The organism is Microbacterium sp. Root280D1 (assembly GCF_001428975.1).
Lineage (GTDB): Bacteria > Actinomycetota > Actinomycetes > Actinomycetales > Microbacteriaceae > Microbacterium.
Genome location: NZ_LMJK01000001.1, coordinates 822,866 through 840,522, shown reverse-complemented (window position 1 = coordinate 840,522; position 17,657 = coordinate 822,866). Strand labels below are relative to the sequence as shown.

At 68.5% G+C, this 17,657-nt stretch carries 18 protein-coding genes; 3 read left to right on the top strand and 15 right to left on the bottom strand.

Annotation, left to right across the window (positions count from 1 at the left end):
- Positions 1 to 11: 11 nt before the first annotated feature.
- The 3 genes from ASE34_RS04075 to ASE34_RS17980 all read right to left on the bottom strand — a co-directional run bounded on the left by ASE34_RS04075 (position 12) and on the right by ASE34_RS17980 (position 2,539).
- Entirely contained in the window at positions 12 to 752 is a 741-nt protein-coding gene (locus tag ASE34_RS04075) for a hypothetical protein (protein WP_056276789.1), read from the bottom strand.
- Positions 753 to 804: 52 nt separating this feature from the next.
- On the bottom strand, positions 805 to 2,265 hold the full coding sequence (cls, locus tag ASE34_RS04070) for a cardiolipin synthase (RefSeq protein ID WP_053098737.1): 1,461 nt from the start codon (positions 2,263 to 2,265) through the stop codon (positions 805 to 807).
- Between the two features lie 100 nt (positions 2,266 to 2,365).
- On the bottom strand, positions 2,366 to 2,539 hold the full coding sequence (locus tag ASE34_RS17980) for a hypothetical protein (RefSeq protein ID WP_171821981.1): 174 nt from the start codon (positions 2,537 to 2,539) through the stop codon (positions 2,366 to 2,368).
- Between the two features lie 120 nt (positions 2,540 to 2,659).
- Here ASE34_RS17980 and ASE34_RS04065 point away from each other — a divergent pair, with 120 nt between their 5' ends.
- Entirely contained in the window at positions 2,660 to 3,778 is a 1,119-nt protein-coding gene (locus ASE34_RS04065) for a DUF4192 family protein (RefSeq protein WP_056276786.1), read from the top strand.
- Here ASE34_RS04065 and lysS read toward each other — a convergent pair.
- Positions 3,771 to 5,297, bottom strand: a complete 1,527-nt coding sequence (lysS, locus tag ASE34_RS04060; RefSeq protein WP_056276783.1) for a lysine--tRNA ligase — start codon at positions 5,295 to 5,297, stop codon at positions 3,771 to 3,773. The genes ASE34_RS04065 and lysS overlap by 8 nt on opposite strands.
- Positions 5,298 to 5,377: 80 nt before the next feature.
- Between lysS and ASE34_RS04055 the strand changes: the two genes are divergently transcribed.
- A complete protein-coding gene (locus tag ASE34_RS04055; protein ID WP_056276781.1) occupies positions 5,378 to 7,219 on the top strand; it encodes a DUF2207 domain-containing protein in 1,842 nt (613 codons plus the stop codon).
- Between the two features lie 2 nt (positions 7,220 to 7,221).
- Here the strand turns inward: ASE34_RS04055 and ASE34_RS04050 are convergent, their stop codons facing one another.
- From ASE34_RS04050 to hpt, 10 genes are all read right to left on the bottom strand, one after another.
- A complete protein-coding gene (locus tag ASE34_RS04050; RefSeq protein ID WP_053098733.1) occupies positions 7,222 to 7,926 on the bottom strand; it encodes a DUF2520 domain-containing protein in 705 nt (234 codons plus the stop codon).
- A complete protein-coding gene (locus tag ASE34_RS04045; protein WP_235567428.1) occupies positions 7,919 to 9,802 on the bottom strand; it encodes a PH domain-containing protein in 1,884 nt (627 codons plus the stop codon). The genes ASE34_RS04050 and ASE34_RS04045 overlap by 8 nt, the downstream gene beginning before the upstream one ends.
- Complete coding sequence (locus ASE34_RS04040; protein ID WP_053098732.1) at positions 9,799 to 10,395, bottom strand: PH domain-containing protein; 597 nt, start codon at positions 10,393 to 10,395, stop codon at positions 9,799 to 9,801. The genes ASE34_RS04045 and ASE34_RS04040 overlap by 4 nt, the downstream gene beginning before the upstream one ends.
- A complete protein-coding gene (locus ASE34_RS04035; protein WP_056276778.1) occupies positions 10,331 to 10,828 on the bottom strand; it encodes a DUF3180 domain-containing protein in 498 nt (165 codons plus the stop codon). Before ASE34_RS04035 ends, ASE34_RS04040 begins: the two co-directional genes overlap by 65 nt.
- Entirely contained in the window at positions 10,825 to 11,364 is a 540-nt protein-coding gene (gene folK, locus ASE34_RS04030; protein ID WP_056276775.1) for a 2-amino-4-hydroxy-6-hydroxymethyldihydropteridine diphosphokinase, read from the bottom strand. Before folK ends, ASE34_RS04035 begins: the two co-directional genes overlap by 4 nt.
- Positions 11,361 to 11,753, bottom strand: coding sequence for a dihydroneopterin aldolase (folB, locus tag ASE34_RS04025; RefSeq protein ID WP_056276771.1), 393 nt, complete (start codon positions 11,751 to 11,753; stop codon positions 11,361 to 11,363). Before folB ends, folK begins: the two co-directional genes overlap by 4 nt.
- Positions 11,754 to 11,756: 3 nt before the next feature.
- Complete coding sequence (gene folP / locus ASE34_RS04020; RefSeq protein ID WP_056276768.1) at positions 11,757 to 12,557, bottom strand: dihydropteroate synthase; 801 nt, start codon at positions 12,555 to 12,557, stop codon at positions 11,757 to 11,759.
- The gene (gene folE / locus ASE34_RS04015; protein WP_053098727.1) at positions 12,554 to 13,153 is read right to left on the bottom strand and encodes a GTP cyclohydrolase I; all 600 of its coding nucleotides are present in this window, start codon (positions 13,151 to 13,153) and stop codon (positions 12,554 to 12,556) included. Before folE ends, folP begins: the two co-directional genes overlap by 4 nt.
- Positions 13,154 to 13,156: 3 nt before the next feature.
- Positions 13,157 to 15,157, bottom strand: a complete 2,001-nt coding sequence (gene ftsH, locus ASE34_RS04010; protein ID WP_056276765.1) for an ATP-dependent zinc metalloprotease FtsH — start codon at positions 15,155 to 15,157, stop codon at positions 13,157 to 13,159.
- A gap of 81 nt (positions 15,158 to 15,238) precedes the next feature.
- Positions 15,239 to 15,790: a hypoxanthine phosphoribosyltransferase gene (hpt, locus tag ASE34_RS04005; protein WP_056276762.1), complete on the bottom strand. Its 552-nt coding sequence runs from the start codon at positions 15,788 to 15,790 to the stop codon at positions 15,239 to 15,241.
- Positions 15,791 to 15,927: 137 nt separating this feature from the next.
- On the opposite strand from hpt, the gene ASE34_RS04000 reads away from it, so the two are divergent.
- Entirely contained in the window at positions 15,928 to 16,515 is a 588-nt protein-coding gene (locus ASE34_RS04000) for a DUF937 domain-containing protein (protein ID WP_056276759.1), read from the top strand.
- A gap of 96 nt (positions 16,516 to 16,611) precedes the next feature.
- Here the strand turns inward: ASE34_RS04000 and tilS are convergent, their stop codons facing one another.
- Positions 16,612 to 17,598 (bottom strand): tRNA lysidine(34) synthetase TilS, encoded by a 987-nt coding sequence (gene tilS, locus ASE34_RS03995; RefSeq protein WP_053099371.1) that lies wholly within the window; start codon positions 17,596 to 17,598, stop codon positions 16,612 to 16,614.
- Positions 17,599 to 17,657: the final 59 nt, after the last annotated feature.

The window sequence follows — 17,657 nt, the reverse complement described above, 5'->3', positions numbered from 1 at the left end:
TTCTTACAGCGTCAGCTGCGCACCTCGACCGTGCCGTCGAGGTTCCCGCCGACGAGCGTGAGGGTGAAGGCGTCATCATCGACGGCGTCCTCGCCGAATTCCAGGATCGTCGCGCGCGGTGCCATGTCCATGGTGCACACCTGATCGTCGTCGGTCGTGAAGGTCGCGGTGCCCGATGCACCAGATCCCTCGAGGCTCTCGACCACCGGGGGGCAGCCTGAGGAGCCCCACGTGAGCAGCACCAGCGAGCCGTCATCGAACCAGCCGGCACTCGGCGCGTACTCCGTCGATGAGCCGGGGGTGCCGGTGAACGACGGGTCGCCGTCGAGTTCGACGTCGTCGACCATGTCGCCGTACGTCACCTGCAGAGTGATCTCCTTCGTCGGGTCGACTCCCTCGGGCAGTGCGCCGACGCTCGCGCGGGAGGCCAGGTCAGCGGTGCACGCCTTCTCGCCGTCCGTCTCTGACTCCGGCTCGACCAGCGTCACCGATACCGTCTGCCCCTCGGCCGTCACCGCGTCGACCTGGGGAATGCACGTCGAGGAGCCCCACGTCACCACGGCGAACATGCGGCCGTCGTCGAGCAGCGTGCCTTCGACGTCGTCCGAATCGTCGGTGCTCTGCCCGGGCCCGCTCGACGGGTTCGAGGTCGCCTGCGATCCTGTGGCCCCGGGGCCGATCGTGCACCCCGCGATCAGCAGCAGAGCGGCCAGGGACGAGAGAGCGGCGACGACACGCGACGGGGAAGCCATGCACACAGGGTACCGGCCGCGGTCTGCCGAAAGCACCCCCCCTATCGGCGCCCTATTGCAGCGCCGAGGTGAGACGGGCGAGGTTGTCGAGGACTGTCGACCGGAGCGGCTGCTGCATCCACTCCTCGAGAGTGAGCTCCCGGCTGAGCGAGCGGTAGACGTCTTCGACCGCGCGCATCTCGAGGACGAACTCCTCGCCGCGGACGAGCATCGACACCTCGAGGTTCAGACCGAACGAGCGCATGTCCATATTGCTCGAGCCGATCACGGCGACCTGGTCGTCGATGGTCAGACTCTTCGTGTGCAGGATGTACGGCTTGCGATACATCCAGATCCGCACCCCGGCCTTCAGCAGCGCCTCGTAGTAGCTGCGCTGGGCGTGGTAGACCATCGCCTGGTCGCCCTCTTCGGAGACGAACAGCTCGACCGCGACCCCCCGGTCGACCGCTGCGGTGACCGCGAGCAGCAGCGCTTCATCCGGCACGAAGTACGGGCTGACGATCATGATCTTCTCTTTTGCCGCGTAGAGCAGCCCGAGGAACAGACGCAGGTTGTTCTCGACCTCGAACCCCGGTCCCGACGGCACGACCTGGCAGTCCAGGTCGCCCGAGCCCGCCTCGGCGTGCGAGATGTCGATCTCCTGCAGCACCTCGTCGGTCTCGCTGTACCAGTCGCTGAGGAAGATGGCGTTCACGCTCAGCACGACGGGCCCGTCGATGCGGACCATGAGGTCGACCCAGTGCAGACCCCGCTTGATGTTCTTGGGAAGGTTGTAGGTCGAGTCGGTGACGTTCTGGGAGCCGAGGAACGCGACCTTGCCGTCGACCACGAGGAGCTTGCGGTGGTTGCGCAGGTCGGGCCGCTGCATGCGTCCCTTCAGCGGCTGCACCGGCAGCATCAGGTGCCAGTTCGCGCCCATCCGATTGAGCCGGGCGACGGTCTTCCGGTACTTCGGCTTCCACCTGTTCGCCCAGTGGTCCAGCAGCACGCGGACATGCACGCCGCGCTCTGCCACCTCTTCCATCGCGCGGAAGAAGTTGTCCGTCGACGCATCGGACTGGAGGATGTAGAACTCGATGTGGACGTAGTCCTGGGCCTTGCGGATCTCGTCGGCCATCGCGTCGAGCGAGTCCTGATAGTCCGCGATCAGATGCGCGCCGTTGTCGCCGGAGATCGGCAGCGCTCCGAGACGGTGGTTCATCTCGACGAGCGGGGGAAACCAGCTCGGCGCATTCGGGCGCAGGGTGCCGAAGTGCAGGTGCTCGCTCGTCTCGGCGATGTACTCGTTGATCTGATCCTGCTTGCGACGCCGCGCTCGCGGCAGCCGTGGATTTCCGATGAGCAGGAAGAGGAACACGCCGACGAACGGGATGAAGAAGACCGCGAGCAGCCAGGCCATCGCCGCCGTGGGACGCCGGTTGCGCGGGATGATGATGATCGCCGTGATGCGGATGGTCAGGTCGAGGGCGATCAGGAACGCCGCGGTCCACCAAGCCCAGATCTCGGGCGTCATCCCTCGTCCTCTCGGCCGCTCGGCACTTCGACGCCGGGCGCTTCAGTGGGCACCGATGACGGTGCGCTGGCTACACAGTAGCCGATGGTTCCGACGCCGCTCAGGAGCGCGGCGGCAGACCGCGTGCGGCCCGCTCCTCGGCTTCGATCCGTGCGTGCACCTTGCGTTCGGTGCGATCGAACCGCAGGATTCCGCGGAGCACGAAGAAGAACACGACGCTCACCCCGATGGTCGGGATGAGCGACCATGCGGCTGCGAGCCAGAAGTTCTCCATGGCTCCATGGTACGCGACTCACTACCCCACTGCTCCTCCACACTCGGGCGCAGAAGGGGGATAGGCCATCGGCGCTGTGGAGACCGACCGCGAGCGTGCTCGTGCGATGAGACTCGCCGGATGACAACACTGCTCCGCGCTTCCGGCTCCGCTGAGTTCCTCAGCATCGTCCCCTCTCTCGCAGGCTTCACCCCGACTGAGAGCCTCGTCCTGCTGCCGTTCCGTGGCACACGCACGTACGGCGCGATGCGACTCGACCTCCCCCGCAGCCACGACGACCTCGCCGACTACGCGGATGCCGCGGTCGGCCTCGTCTCGCGAGTCGAGCGGACGGATGCGGTCGCCCTCGTGGTCTATACGGATGACTCCGTGCAGCGCACACGCGACGGGCTGGTGCTCCCCTTCGCCGTCGAGGTCGATGAAGTGCTGGGTCGGGCGGAGGAGGCCGGACTGCGTATCGTCGACGCGCTCTGCGTGACCCCCGACGGGTGGTCGAGCTACCTCGACGGCGATCCGCAGGTCCGCCGTCTCGACCGCCTCGCACCAGAGGTGCCGGGCGTCGGTGACGTCTCCGGGGACCAGCTGTCCGGTGCTGCTCTTCCTGCGGCCGGCTTCGCCGACAAGGAGCGGGTGGGGCGCGCACTGCGTGACGTCGGCGGTCTCCTCGAACGAGGCGGCACACCTGGGGCGACGGGCACGGAGAACCCTCAGGCGATCGCGGCGCTCGTGCTCCTCGAGGACATCCCGGCCTTCTTCGAGTCCGTTCTGGCATCCCCGGACGATCTGCCGCCGTTCGCCACCGCGGCCCTCCTGTGGTGCCTCGATCGCCCGCTCTTCCGAGACGTCGCGCTGACCCAATGGGCGACCGATGCGCGCGGCGGCGAGCGCACGCTCCAGGCGCAGCTCGACTTCGCGGGCGCGACGACCAGGGTGCCCGACGACCTGGGCGATGTCTTCCTCGGCCGGGGAGCCACTCCTGATCCGCAGCGACTCGCAGTCGCCCTCTCACTCGTCCGCACGGCTGCCGCTCTCGCCCCGCCTGCGGCGAGACCCGCTCCGCTCACCGCTGCGGCATGGCTCTCGTGGGCACTCGGCCGCTCGAGCCATGCCGCGCAGTACCTCGATCTCGTGCGGGCGATCGATCCCGAGTACGGTCTCGCCGCGCTGCTCGCGTCGATGATCGACGCGGCGATGCTGCCGGAGTGGGCGTTCAGACGCGGCGCGACGCCCGTTATTTGACGAGGGGGAAGAGGATGGTCTCGCGGATGCCGAGCCCGGTGATCGCCATCAGCAGGCGATCGATGCCCATGCCCATGCCGCCGGACGGCGGCATGCCGTGCTCGAGCGCCCGCAGGAACTCCTCATCGACCGGCATCGCCTCGACGTCACCGCGGGCGGCGAGCTTCGCCTGCTCGACGAAGCGCTCGCGCTGGATGACGGGGTCGACGAGCTCGGAGTATCCGGTCGCCAGCTCGAACCCGCGGATGTACAGATCCCACTTCTCCACGACGCCCTCGATCGAGCGGTGCTCGCGGACGAGGGGCGAGGTGTCGACGGGGAAGTCCATGACGAAGGTCGGGCGCACGAGGTCGCCCTTCACGAAGTGCTCCCACAGCTCTTCGACGAGCTTGCCGTGCGTGGCCTGAGCGGGCAGGTCCACGCCGTTCGCCTCGGCGAAGGCGATCAGGTCCTCGACCGGATCGCTCGGGGTGATCGTGCGACCGGATGCCGCCGACAGCGACTCGTACATCGAGATGCGATCCCATTCGCCACCGAGGTCGTACTCGGTGCCGTCCGCCCAGGTGACCGTGGTCGAACCGGCGACCGCGATCGCCGCCTGCTGCACCAGCTCCTGCGTCAGCGCGGCCATCTGGGTGTAGTCGCCATAGGCCTGATAGGCCTCGAGCATCGCGAACTCGGGGCTGTGGGTCGAGTCTGCGCCCTCGTTGCGGAAGTTGCGGTTGATCTCGTACACCCGCTCGATGCCGCCGACCACGGCACGTTTCAGGTACAGCTCGGGCGCGATCCGCAGGTAGAGCTCCGTGTCGAACGCGTTCGAATGGGTGACGAACGGGCGAGCGGACGCTCCACCGTGCTGCACCTGCAGCATCGGGGTCTCGACCTCGAGGTAGTCGTGGCTGCCGAACGTCGCTCGGAGGCTCGCGTTCACCGCCGCACGAGCGCGGACCGTCGTGCGCGCCTGTTCGCGGACGATCAGGTCGAGGTATCGGCTGCGGACCCGGCCCTCTTCGCTGAGCTCCGAGTACGCATTCGGCAGCGGCAGGATCGCCTTCGAGGCGATCGCCCACCCGTCGGCCATGATCGACAGCTCGCCGCGGCGGCTGGAGATCACCTCGCCGTGCACGAAGACGTGATCCCCGAGGTCGACGTACTCCTTCCAATCGGCGAGCGACTGCTCCCCGACGTTCGCGAGCGAGATCATCGCCTGGATCCGCGAGCCGTCGCCGGCCTGCAGCGTCGCGAAGCACAGCTTGCCGGTGTTGCGACTGAACACCACACGACCCGCGACGCCGACGACGACGCCCGTCTCGGCACCCGCCTCGAGCTCGCCGTACTCGGCGCGCAGCGCCGGGATCTGGTGAGTCACCGGCACGCTGACAGGGAACGCTCCCCCGCCGGCATCCGCGCGGTTCGCGACCAGACGCTCGCGCTTCGCCAGGCGCACGGCCTTCTGCTCGTGGACGTCTTCTTCGGTGACGGCGGTGGTCGTCTCGGGCGCGGCAGACGCGTCAGTCATTCGGGGCTCCTTGAAAGTCGTGTCCAGTTTACCGAGGTCCGACCCCTCACCCTGCGGTCGAGTCTGGGTAGCCTCGAAGCATGGCAGCCACCAGACTCGCCCGCACGCTCGTCACGATCGGTCTCACCGCCGCTGCACTGCTCGTGCCCACGACACCGGCAGCTGCAGCAGCAGCGGGACCAGCACCCGCCGCCGGCGCCTCGACCGCGATCCGCGCCGACGTGGACGACTTCTCCTACGCATCGTGGGATGCACGGTACGAGGTGGGTCTCGACGACGACGGCCGCTCGCACATGCACGTCACCGAGTCCCTCACGGCTCGATTCCCCGAGGTCGATCAGAACAAGGGGATCGTCCGCGGACTTCCGACGAGCTACGAGAACGCGTGGCTCGATGTGCGAGTGCTGTCGGTGACCGACGAGACCGGGGCCGACGTGCCCTACGAGACCGAGCAGGAGGACGGGCTGCTGCTGGTGCTCACCGGCGACGACGACTACGTGCGCGGACTCGCGACCTACGTGATCGAGTACGAGATGCGCGACGTGATCCTGGCGGCAGACTCCGGAGTCGACGAGTTCTACTGGGACCTCCTTCCTCTCGACAGCACCCAGCCCGTCGAGGACTTCCGTGCGGAGATCGTGTTCGACGAGACGATGACGGATCGGTTGACCGGAAACGCCCGCTGCTACACCGGCTACCAGGGATCGACGAACGAGTGCGACCTCGTCGCGTCGCCCGACGGCGCGCAGTTCGCTGTCGAGGCGAAAGAGCTCTCCCCCGGCGAGGGGATCACGGTCGCCGTCGGATTCGACCCTCGCACCGCTGTGCAGCCGTCGGCTCGGCAGCCCGATCCCGTGACCGACACCGTTCCCGCGATCGCGGCACTGGGCGGGCTCGGGCTCTCGGTCGGAAGCTGGATCGCCGTGTCGGCGTTCAAGAAGAAGCGACGCACATCCAGCGGCATCATCGTCGCGCAGTACGACGTGCCGGATTCGCTGCCGCCACTGCTGGCCGCCGGGATCGTGCCCGGCGCCAAAGACCCGATCCCCGCAGAGATCATCCACCTCGCGGTACGCGGCCTGCTGCGCATCGAGGAGGGCACCGACGTCGAGCAGCCACGGCTGCGACGCCTTCCGGGTGGGAGGATTCCTGACGAGCTCGACGCCCAGGCACTGGATGCGCTCTTCGTCGGCGCCGACGCCGCAGGAGTCGCCGAGGTTCCGAGTTCGAGCGAGGACTTCGCGGCGCGCATGAAGACGCTGTCGCAGAGCGGCATCGAGGCAGCGGTGTCACGCGGCCTCACCACCAAGGCGCGCAGCAGGGGCGCGATGATCCTGCAGTGGTGTGCGATCGGCGTCGTGCTCGCAGGCTTCGCCCTCGGCCTCTGGGGGATCATCGGCGGACGTGTCACAGCGATTCCTGCGTTCGTCGCGATCGCGTTCGGTGTCTTCCTCGTTCTCCTGTCCTCCTTCTACGGCTTCTCGAAGCACACCGTCCTCACCGCCGAAGGCGCCCGACAGTACGAATACCTCATGGGCGTCAGGGAGTTCATCCGCGTCGCCGAAGCCGATCGACTCCGGATGCTCCAGTCGTACACGGGCGCCGAGAGGCGACAGGACGGCAGCGCGAACGTGATCGTCGTCTACGAGCGCCTGCTCCCCTACGCGATGCTGTTCGGCATGGAGAACGAATGGGGCGCCATTCTCGAGCAGGTGTACGCCTACGAGCAACGAGGCGCGTCGTGGATCGGGGATCCCAGCGCGCCCTTCGTCCGCGGTCAGCTCGTGGCGTTCGCTGCGACGTCGCACGCGTCCGCGACGTACGCGGCACCGAGTGCGAGCTCGTCGTCGAGCGCAGGCGGATCGTTCGGCGGCGGCTTCTCCGGCGGAGGCGGTGGAGGCGGCTTCTCGGGCGGTCGCTGACGTCAGAGCAGAGGGGGCGGCCCTGACGCATCGCGGAGCGCCCGTTCGACCGTCGACTGCACCAGGGCGGAGAGGTATCCCCCCGGGTTCTCGACGCCGAGTTCACCGAGGCGCGAGGTGGACTGCGCGATGATCGAGCGTGAGAACTCGGTGACGGTCTGGATCGCGTCGGCGTAGGCCTCCCGATCCGCCTCCGAGATCACGACCGGCTCGCATCCCATCTCGACTGCCAGAGCCTGTGCGATGGGAAGCACCGCCGCCGGAGCGGTGACCGCCGCATAGCTCGCCTGCAGCTGACGCAGATCGATCGACGTGCCCGTGAAGGTGATCGCCGGATGCACGGCGAGCGGGATCGCACCGCTCGAGGCCGCCGGTCGCAGCACCTCGATGCCGTGACCGGGGTCCGTGTGCAGCACGAGCTGGCCGAGCTGCCAGCCTCCGACCTCGGCGATGCCCGCGATCAGGCCCGCCAGCTGATCGTGAGGAACGGCCACCACGACCAGCTCGCTGCGACGCACGACCTCCAGCGCATCGAGGATCGGGACGTCCGGCAGCACCGCTGACGCACGGTCGTCGTCAGAGCCGCTCGTGATGCCGATGATCGCGTGTCCTGCTCCGGCGAGAGCCGCGCCGATGACCGGCCCCACTCGTCCCGCGCCGATGATGCCGACTCCGAGGCGCCCATCGCGGCGCGTCGGATCACTCACCGTTCGGAGCCGGCGCTGCGGGCGGGGCCGGAGGTACGGGCGGAGCGACAGGCGGAGCCGGAGGCACGACAGGCGGAGCCGGCGGCGCGACAGGCGGAGCCGGAGGAGGCAGCGGGGTCCCGGAGACGCCTGCAGCGGCATCCGCCCCGGCGACCGGGTACCCGGGAACCTGCGCTCCCTCGGCATCCGTCACGTATTCGCCCCACCGGTGGGTGTGATCGCGCGCGGCGGCGGCGACCGCTGCCGAGCTCACCCTGTCGAGCAGGTACAGCGCGTCATCGCGTTCGAGACCCGACAGATAGCCCGTGATGAGCCCCTGCACGGAGTGCACCTGCGCACCGGACACACGCTGCGCACGGTCGATCGGCCCCTGCGAGAGCGACACTCCCTGCAGCCGGGCGAGCGGGAAGATCGCCAGCTTGCGCCAGACGATGCCACGCCGGAGCAGGAGTCCGAACTCGGTCAACGCGAAGCCGTGACGCTTCCACGACACGGGCCTGCGCCACCATGCGCGCCGAGGCATCGTCCGGTACGGGTCGCCCTCGACCGGCCCGAGAATGCCGTGCTCCCACACGAGCGGGATGTCGGCGACCGGAGCATCGGGAAGGATCAGCGCGAGCACGCGTTCGACATCGGCGCGCTTGCCGACCGGCAGCACGACGCTGAACTGCTGCGCCGAACCTGACGACTGCTGAGCGGCGCTCTTGCCGCTCATGCGGTTGATCCTGACGGTCCACCAGCCGAACGGCCGCCACAGCAGCGACTGCGTGACCTCCACGGCGAAGATGCGTCCAGGCGGCAGCGTCTCGGTCACGGTCGTCAGCAGACCGTACGTGATCCGCACGCCGTCGGGCGTCGGGGCGATCGAGTAGCGCAGCGACTTCGAGATCTGCGCCCAGGTGATTCCGACGATCGCGATGATCATGGGGATCGCGATGCCCAGCGTGATCCCGAGACCGAGGAACCCGCCGATGGGGTCTCCGTCGATCAGCGAGCCGATCGCGACGCCGCCGACCGCGACGCCGAAGATGATCCCGAAGAAGATGAGCCAGAGGACGCTCGAGATGAGCTGGGAGCCGACGAGACGCCCCGTCGGGATCTTCACCACACTCTCGGGCTCGACGTCGCCGAGGTCGACGCCGCTGATCAGATCGTTGACGCCGGCGTTCATCGATCCGACGAGTTGTGCCCGTGCCGAACCGGGCGCGACCGTCCCCGAGCCTGCGGCGTCAGAGGAGCGCACGCCGGCCGCGGCGTCCGCAGCTGTGAGTCTGGCTGCGCGCGCACCCGAGGCGAGGCGCAGGATGTCGGTGCGCACCGCCTCTGCGCGCGGAGTCGCGAGGTACTCGAGCTCGACGTTGGAATCGGTGCCGGCACCGACGACCTCGAGCTTCGCGAGTCCGATGATGCGCGCGGGGAACGGACGGGTGAGGTTGACGCCCTGCACCCGGTCGAGCGGAGCGCGACGGTGCGAGCGGAAAACGATGCCCTTGCGGACCTCGACGTGGTCCCCCGTGATCCGGAACTGCTGGAAGCGCCAGACGAACCAGAAGATGAGGACGAGGACGACGACCAGTCCGAGCACGCTGAGCAGCACGATGACGATGAGGTTGTTCTGCAGCACCCAGTCGACGGGATCCCCGCCGCTGTAGTCGTACTGCGCCTCTTCGGGGGTGAAGAGGTCGACGAACCAGGCGATCAGACGGTCGCGAAGGTTGGCGATCGCGATGCCCGCGATGATGATGAGGGCCAGCCCGCCCTTGAAGAGCGGGGTGAGCGGATGCATCCGATGCCACTCGCCGTCGGCGAGGGTCTCGCGCCCGGTGGCCGCGCTGGGCCGCTCTCCCGTCGGTGCCGGCGGCTGGTGCTCGCTCACAGGCCCGTCCGGCGAGTCTCGGCGACCTCGATCAGGGTGTCCCGCAGCGCTTCTGCCGCCGTCTGGGTGAGACCGGGGATCTGCACTCCGGTCGTCGCGGCGGCGGTGACCATCTTCAGCTGGGAGATGCCGAACGCGCGATCCAGCGGCCCCTGGGTGATATCGACGAGCTGCATACGTCCGTAGGGCACGGCGATCATGCGCTGCCAGAGGATGCCCTTGCGGAAGACGATGTCGTCTTCGCGGAGCATGTATCCGATGGCCCTCGCCTGCCTCGGCAGGATGACCATGGTGATCAGCGTGATGAGCACGACGACACCCGCCGGGATCCACGCCCAGGTCTGATGCAGCACGAGCGCGAGAACCGCCGCGACCGCGAGGACGACGGCGATGAAGATCAGGTTCTGCACGTTCTGCGAGACCACGTAGCGAGGGGAGATCTGATGCCAGGTCCCGTCGAGCTCGAGTCTCGCCTCGCTGCGCGCGGTGCGCAGCTGCGGGTACGTGCCCTGGTCGAGGGCCGCGCGGTCAGTGACCTCCGCCGAGTTCAGCGGGGCCGGGATCCCCGGCTCGATCTCTGGGTTCTGAGTCATCAGGATCCTTCGGAAGTATGCAGAACTGTTCGGCGATGAGCGCGGCGACGGCCAGCACGACCGCGCTTCCGATCAGTGCCAGCATCGCCACAGTCGACCCTACCGGGGGATCGATCGGCCGGGAGAGGAGGAACGCCAAGAGGCCCGCTCCGAACCCCGCCATGATCGCCCCGACGAGACTGGACGCGCGGGCCAGCGTCACCGCGCGCGTCGCACGGAACGGATCGATGCGGACGCCGTTGCGAACACTCGCGCGCACGGGCCAGGCGACGCCCAGCGAGGCTGCGCCGATGAGCAGGAGCAGCACGGGCAGCAGCAACGACGGCGTGAAGGTCGTGCGGCCCATCGCCGTCAGCATGTGGTCGAGGACGAAACCCGCGCCGGCGGCGAGCACGGCGAGGAGCACGAGGAGTCCGATCGAGGTGCGCTTCATCGCTGCTCCCGGCGTCGCAGATCCGCGACGAGGTCGGCGACGCGGCCCGCACCGGGAAGCACTGCGTCGCGATCGAGTTCGAGCCACGGCTCGAGGACGAACAACCTCTCGAACGCACGGGGATGCGGCAGCTGCAGTCCGTCACCCTCCGCCGACTCGTCACCGTAGGCGATCAGGTCGAGGTCGAGTGTCCGATCGCCCCATCTCTCCAGGCGCTCGCGGCCGTACTCTTCTTCGATCGCGTGCAGCATGCCGAGCAGGATCGACGGAGCGAGGCGGGTGGTGACCAGGGCGACCGCGTTCACATACCCCGGGGCGTCGAGATCCGGCCCGTCGAGCCGCAGCGCGACGGTCTCGATCAACGAGGACAACCGCACGTCTCTGACCAGCGGCAGTCGCGAGATGCGCTCGGCGGCGGCGCGGATCGTGCCTTCGCGATCACCCAGATTCGCGCCGAAGGCGACGACCGCGACGGCATCCTCGCGCCCGGGTCGCGGGCCGGGGAGACTCGGCGGGTTCGCCAGATTGCGACTCATCGCGACTCCTCCTCGGCGAACTGCTGTCGCGCCCGGTGCACGGTGACGGCGACGTCCGAGAAGGTCAGGGCGATCGGAGCATGCGGCTTGTGCACCGTGACGGTGACGGAGTGCACCCGGGCGTCGGCGAGCGCGACAGCCGCGATGCGATCGGCGAGCGTCTCGATGAGGTTCACCGGCTCGCCCGCGACGACCTCTGCGACTCTCTCGGCGAGCTCTCCGTAGTGCACCGTGTCGGCCACGTCGTCCGATGACGCCGCATCGTCCAGCGGCATCCGAAGGCGCAGATCGATCGTGAACTCCTGACCGTTCTCCCGCTCGTGGTCGTACACGCCGTGCCGACCGAACACGGTCAGTCCGGTGAGGACGATCTCGTCGAGGACATCCATGGTTCATCCCTCCCAGGCATGCACGATGGCCAGAGCATCGCGGGTGGCACCGACATCGTGGACTCTGACGGCCCAGACTCCGGCGCGGGCGGCAAGGGCGCTCGTGACCGCTGTCGCGAGGTCGCGACGCGCCTCGGACACCGCCGCAGGGTCGGCGCCGATGGTCTCCGCGAGGAACCTCTTCCGGGAGGTGCCCACGAGCACGCGTGGCCCCATCGCGACGATCTCGTCGAGGCCGCGGAGGACGCCCCAGTTCTGGCCGCCCTTCTTCGAGAATCCGATCCCCGGGTCGACGATCAGGCGCGACGGCGCGATTCCCGCAGCCGCGGCCTCGCCCATGCGCTCGCGCAGCTCTCCCGCGACCTCGCGGGCGGCACGACGATACTCGGCGTGCTCGTACATGTCAGCGGAGAAACCACGCCAGTGGCCGATCGCATAGTCCGCGCCGGACTCGGCGACGGCAGCCAGCATGTCGGGGTCGGCGAGTCCGCCGGAGACGTCGTTGACGATCCGAGCGCCCGCTCGGAGGGCCGCCGCCGCAGTCGACGCGTTGATGGTGTCGATGCTCACAGGCGCGCCCTCAGCGACGAGTCGCTCGATCACGGGGAGCACGCGCTCCTGCTCGATCTCCGCCCCCACGCGCTCGGCTCCCGGCCTCGTCGACTCGCCGCCGACGTCGAGCACGGTTGCTCCCTCGGTCCGCAGCCGCAGGCCGTGTTCGACGGCCCGATCCACGTCGAGATACCGACCGCCGTCGCTGAACGAGTCGGGCGTGACGTTGACGATCCCCCAGATCCCCGTCATGCGTGCCCCGCGCTCGGGGCGCCGATCAGCGCGATGAGCTCCGCCCTCGCGATCGGGTCCGTGTACTCGCCGCGGGCGGCGATGGTCAGCGTGGACGCCTCCGGCTGCCGTCCTCCGCGCATCGTCACACAGCCGTGGCTGGCATCCAGCACGACGAGCACTCCGCGGGTGTCGAGGTGCTCCGCGATGGTGTCGGCGATCTGCTCGCCGAGTCGTTCCTGCACCTGGGGGCGGGTGGCGAGGATCTCGACGACGCGCACGAGCGCGCCCAGCCCGACCACCTGCTCGCCCGGAAGGTAGGCGATGTGCGCGCGCCCCGCGAACGGCAGCAGGTGGTGCTCGCACACCGACCGGAATCGGATGTCCCGCAGCAGCACGGCCCCCGAGGGGAGCGTGTCGGGTGCGGGACCCCGGGCGACGCTGATCGTGTGCGCGAGAGGCGCTGCGGGGTCTTCGCCGACCCCGGCGAAGAACTCCGCATACAGATCGCCCATCCGCGTCGGCGTCTGCTTCAGCCCGGGACGGTCAGGGTCTTCGCCGATCGCCTCGAGCAGTTCCCTGGTGAGTCGCTCGACACGCGCGCGGTCGACAGACACGGGTCAGGCCGTCGCTGGTCGAGCCTGACCGGCTCCCGCCGATCCTGGCTGTGTGCGCGGAGCCGACGCCGGCGCCTGGATCGAAGCAGCCAGCGAGACGTCCTTCTTCGGGACCTCGATCGGGGGACGCTCCGAGACGGGGCGGTCTTCGCTCGAGAGCCACAGCGGACGTTCGGGGAGCTTCTTCACCTCGGTGAAGATCTCGGCGATCTGATTGTGGTCCAGCGTCTCCTCCTCGAGGAGGGCCAGAGCGAGCCTGTCGAGGATGTCGCGGTTGGCGCTGATGACCTCGTACGCCTCGTTGTGCGCCTGCTCGATGAGTGCGCGCACCTCGGCATCCACCCGCTCCGCGACCTTCTCGGAGTACTCGCGGCCACGGCCCATGTCGCGCGCGACGAACATGTCGCCACCCTCGGAACCGAGCTTGACCGGACCCACCTGGGTGGTCATGCCGTACTCGATGACCATCTTGCGGGCGATCGAGGTCGCCTTCTCGATGTCGTTCGAGGCACCGGTGGTCGGGTCGTGGAAGATGATCTCCTCGGCGACGCGGCCACCCATCGCGTACGTGAGCTGATCCTGCAGCTCGTTGCGCGTGACGGAGTACTTGTCGTCGAGCGGCAGCACCATCGTGTAGCCGAGGGCCTTGCCGCGAGGCAGGATCGTGATCTTCGTCACAGGGTCGGTGTAGTTCATCGCCGCAGCTGCGAGAGCGTGACCGCCCTCGTGATACGCCGTGATGAGCTTCTCCTTGTCCTTCATCACGCGGGTGCGACGCTGAGGGCCGGCGATCACACGGTCGATGGCCTCGTCGAGCGCACGGTTGTCGACCAGCTGCGCATTCGAGCGGGCGGTCAGCAGCGCGGCCTCATTGAGGACATTCGCGAGATCGGCACCCGTGAATCCGGGAGTCTTGCGGGCGACGACCTCGAGGTCGACGCTCTTCGACAGCGGCTTGCCCTTGCTGTGCACCTCGAGGATCTTCTGGCGGCCGCGGAGGTCAGGGGCGTCGACGCCTATCTGGCGGTCGAAGCGGCCCGGACGCAGCAGCGCGGGGTCGAGGATGTCGGGACGGTTCGTCGCGGCGATCACGATGACGTTCGCGTTCGGGTCGAAGCCGTCCATCTCGACGAGCATCTGGTTGAGCGTCTGCTCGCGCTCGTCGTTTCCGCCGCCCATGCCGGCACCGCGGTGACGACCGACGGCGTCGATCTCATCGATGAAGATGATGGCGGGAGAGTTCTCCTTCGCCACGTTGAACAGGTCGCGCACTCGCGATGCGCCGACACCGACGAACATCTCGACGAAGTCGGAACCCGAGATCGAGTAGAACGGGGCTCCCGCCTCGCCGGCGACCGCGCGGGCGAGCAGCGTCTTTCCGGTTCCGGGAGGGCCGTACAGCAGCACGCCCTTCGGGATGCGGGCGCCGATGGCCTGGAACTTGGCCGGGTCCTGCAGGAACTCCTTGATCTCGTGGAGCTCCTCGATCGCCTCATCCGCACCGGCGACGTCGGCGAAGGTGACGGTCGGGGTCTCCTTGTTGACGAGCTTGGCCTTGGACTTGCCGAACTGCATGACCTTGCCGCCGCCGCCCTGCATCGACGACAGGAGCCACCAGAACAGCAGGCCGAGCAGCACGAGAGGAAGAAGAAGGGAGAGGATGCCGTCGAACCAGGTCGCACGCGGAACGGCATCGTTGAAGCCGTCCTTCGGGTCGGCGTCGTTGATCGCCGTGACCACTTCTTCGGCCCGGGCGTCGACGTAGTAGAACTGCACCTTGTCCGCGCCCTCGAAGGCCTTGGACAGGGTCATGTCGACCCGCTGGTCGCCGTCGGTGTTGACGACCTCGGTCACCGTCTTGCCGCCGAGCAGCTCGAGACCCTCCTGGGTCGTGATCTGCTTGGGGGCGCCGAGGTTCGAGATCAGCAGGAAGCCGCCGAACAGCAGCAGTCCGATCAGAGCGACGTAGATCAGCGGGTTCCGCGTGAGCTTCTTGACATCCATGGTCGGATCAGCGTATCGCGCGCGCCCTAGGTGGCCGCTGTGCGTTCACCCACGGCGTAGCGGGTGCGCCGGAGCGTCCGCTCAGCTGTAGACGTGCGGGGCCAGCACGGCCACATCGCGCAGGTTGCGGTAGCGCTCGTCGTAGTCGAGGCCGTAGCCGACCACGAAGTCGGTCGGGATGTCGAAGCCGACGTACTTGCAGTCGATGACCACCTTCGCGGCCTCGGGCTTGCGGAGGAGGGCGAGCACCTCGATGGACTCCGCGCCGCGCGACTCGAAGTTCTCGAGCAGCCAGCTGAGGGTCAGACCCGAGTCGATGATGTCCTCGACGATCAGCACGTGCTTGCCGTTCAGGTCGGTGTCGAGGTCCTTGCGAATCTGCACGACACCACTCGACTTGGTGCTCGCACCGTAGCTCGAGACGGCCATCCAGTCCATCGGAGCGTGGAACGGAAGTGCGCGGGCGAAGTCGGCCATGACCATGACCGCGCCCTTGAGCACGCCGACGAGGATGATCTCCTTGCCCTCGTAATCGATCGCCACCTGGGCCGCGATCTCATCGAGCTTCGCGATGATCTCCTCCTCTGTGACGAGGATCTGAGCAAGGTCGTCCTGGATCTCCGCGGCGCGCATGGATCGATTTTAGGCGACGCATCACCATGGTCCTGCACAGCATCCGCAGATCGTCGACCAGAATTCCGGATGCGCGCCGGCATCCCCACTACTCTGACGGTGTGACGGGCGGACGCCCCGGACGGAAGGATTCACCCATGGCTCTCGACGACATCCTGAAGCAGGTCCCGATCGACGACATCGCCGCGAAGCTCGGAGTCTCCCCCGACGTCGCCAAGGAGGCGGTCGAACAGGGCGGAGCGGTGCTGCTCGGCGGCCTCGCCAAGAACGCCTCGACCGCTGAGGGCTCCTCCGCGATCGAGAACGCGCTCAAGCGCCACGAGGGACGGACCGGTGCGGCGAAGGTCGACGACATCGATCAGACCGACGGCGGCAAGATCGTCTCGCACATCCTCGGCGACGACGAGCAGAAGGTCACCCAGAAGCTCACCGAATCGAAGGAGACCGCGGGCATCGACTTCGGCAAGCTCCTTCCGATCCTCGCTCCGATCGTGATGGGCCTGATCGCCAACGCCACCAAGGACAAGTCCGCGAAGTCCGCGCCTGCAGAGTCGCAGTCGGGCGGCGGCGGAATCGGTGACGTCATCGGCGGCATCCTCGGCGGCGGCTCCACGGGCGGCGGCGGAATCGGAGACATCCTCGGCGGCATCCTCGGCGGCGGAAGCTCGTCCGGCGGCGGCGGAATCGGAGACATCCTCGGCGGCCTGCTGGGCGGAAAGAAGTAGCCCCCCGCCAGCCTGCCGGACGACACCCCTGCGGCCCCCTCCTGAGGAGGCGACCGCGGGAGTTCTCCGTCTCCGCGAGGAGTGGGATGCCGCGGCTCAGCGCGCGGTGAACACGATGCGACCGCCCGCTCGAGCCGCCGAGCACCCCGGCAGATCGATGGGCCCCTGACCCGACCAGTCGATCGCCAGACGAGCGACCTCGAGGGTCTGCGATCGGGTCAGGCTCACGCCGAACTCGCTGTCGACCACGAGTCGGATGATGCGGTTGCGGAGAGCGGCGGGGTTCGCGGCGAGTGCGGCGACGCTCACGGAGATCCCCGCCTCGGCGTGCTCGACGATGTCCTCGATCGTCTCGTGGATCATCTCGTCGAACGCCTCGGCGTCTTCGCGCAGCTGCTCGGCGGTGCGCGCGAGCGCCTCGGCGATGCCGGGGCCGAGCTCGGTCTCGAGCACCGGAAGGACCCGGTCGCGCACCCGCACCCGGGCGAACCGATCCTCTGTGTTGTGCGGGTCGTCCCAGACCTCGAGATCGGATTCCGCGCAGAACGCTCGTGTGGTCTCGCGCCGCACCCCGAGCATCGGGCGCACCCAGCGCAGTCCGTCATCGTCCTCTCGCACGGGAGCCATCCCCTGCAGGCTCGCAGCGCCGGATCCGCGTGCGAGACCGAGCAGCACCGTCTCGGCCTGGTCGTCGAGCGTATGCCCGAGGATCACGGCCGCCGCACCGGCATCCGTCGCGGCGTCCTTCAGCACCCGGTACCGCGCGTCTCGCGCCGCTGCCTCAGGGCCTCCGTCAGCGCCGACCTCCACGCGCACGACCAGCGCGTCGAGCCCCAGCGCGGCCGCCGCTCTCGCAGCGCGCGCGGCGACGGCATCCGACCCGTTCTGCAGCCCATGGTCGACGGTGAGCGTGCCCACCCGAAGCCCGAGCTTGGGCGCCTCGAAAGCGGTCGCCGCGGCGAGCGCGAGGGAGTCCGCTCCCCCGGAGAGAGCGACGACGACTGTCGACCCCTCGGGCAGATCGGCGAGCGCGGTGCGCACGGCGAGGCGGATCTCGGCGATGACGGGAGAGAGCGACGGCACAGACCAACGGTAGATCACGGGGACGGATCACCGCACAGCGCTCGCGCTCGACGGGCATC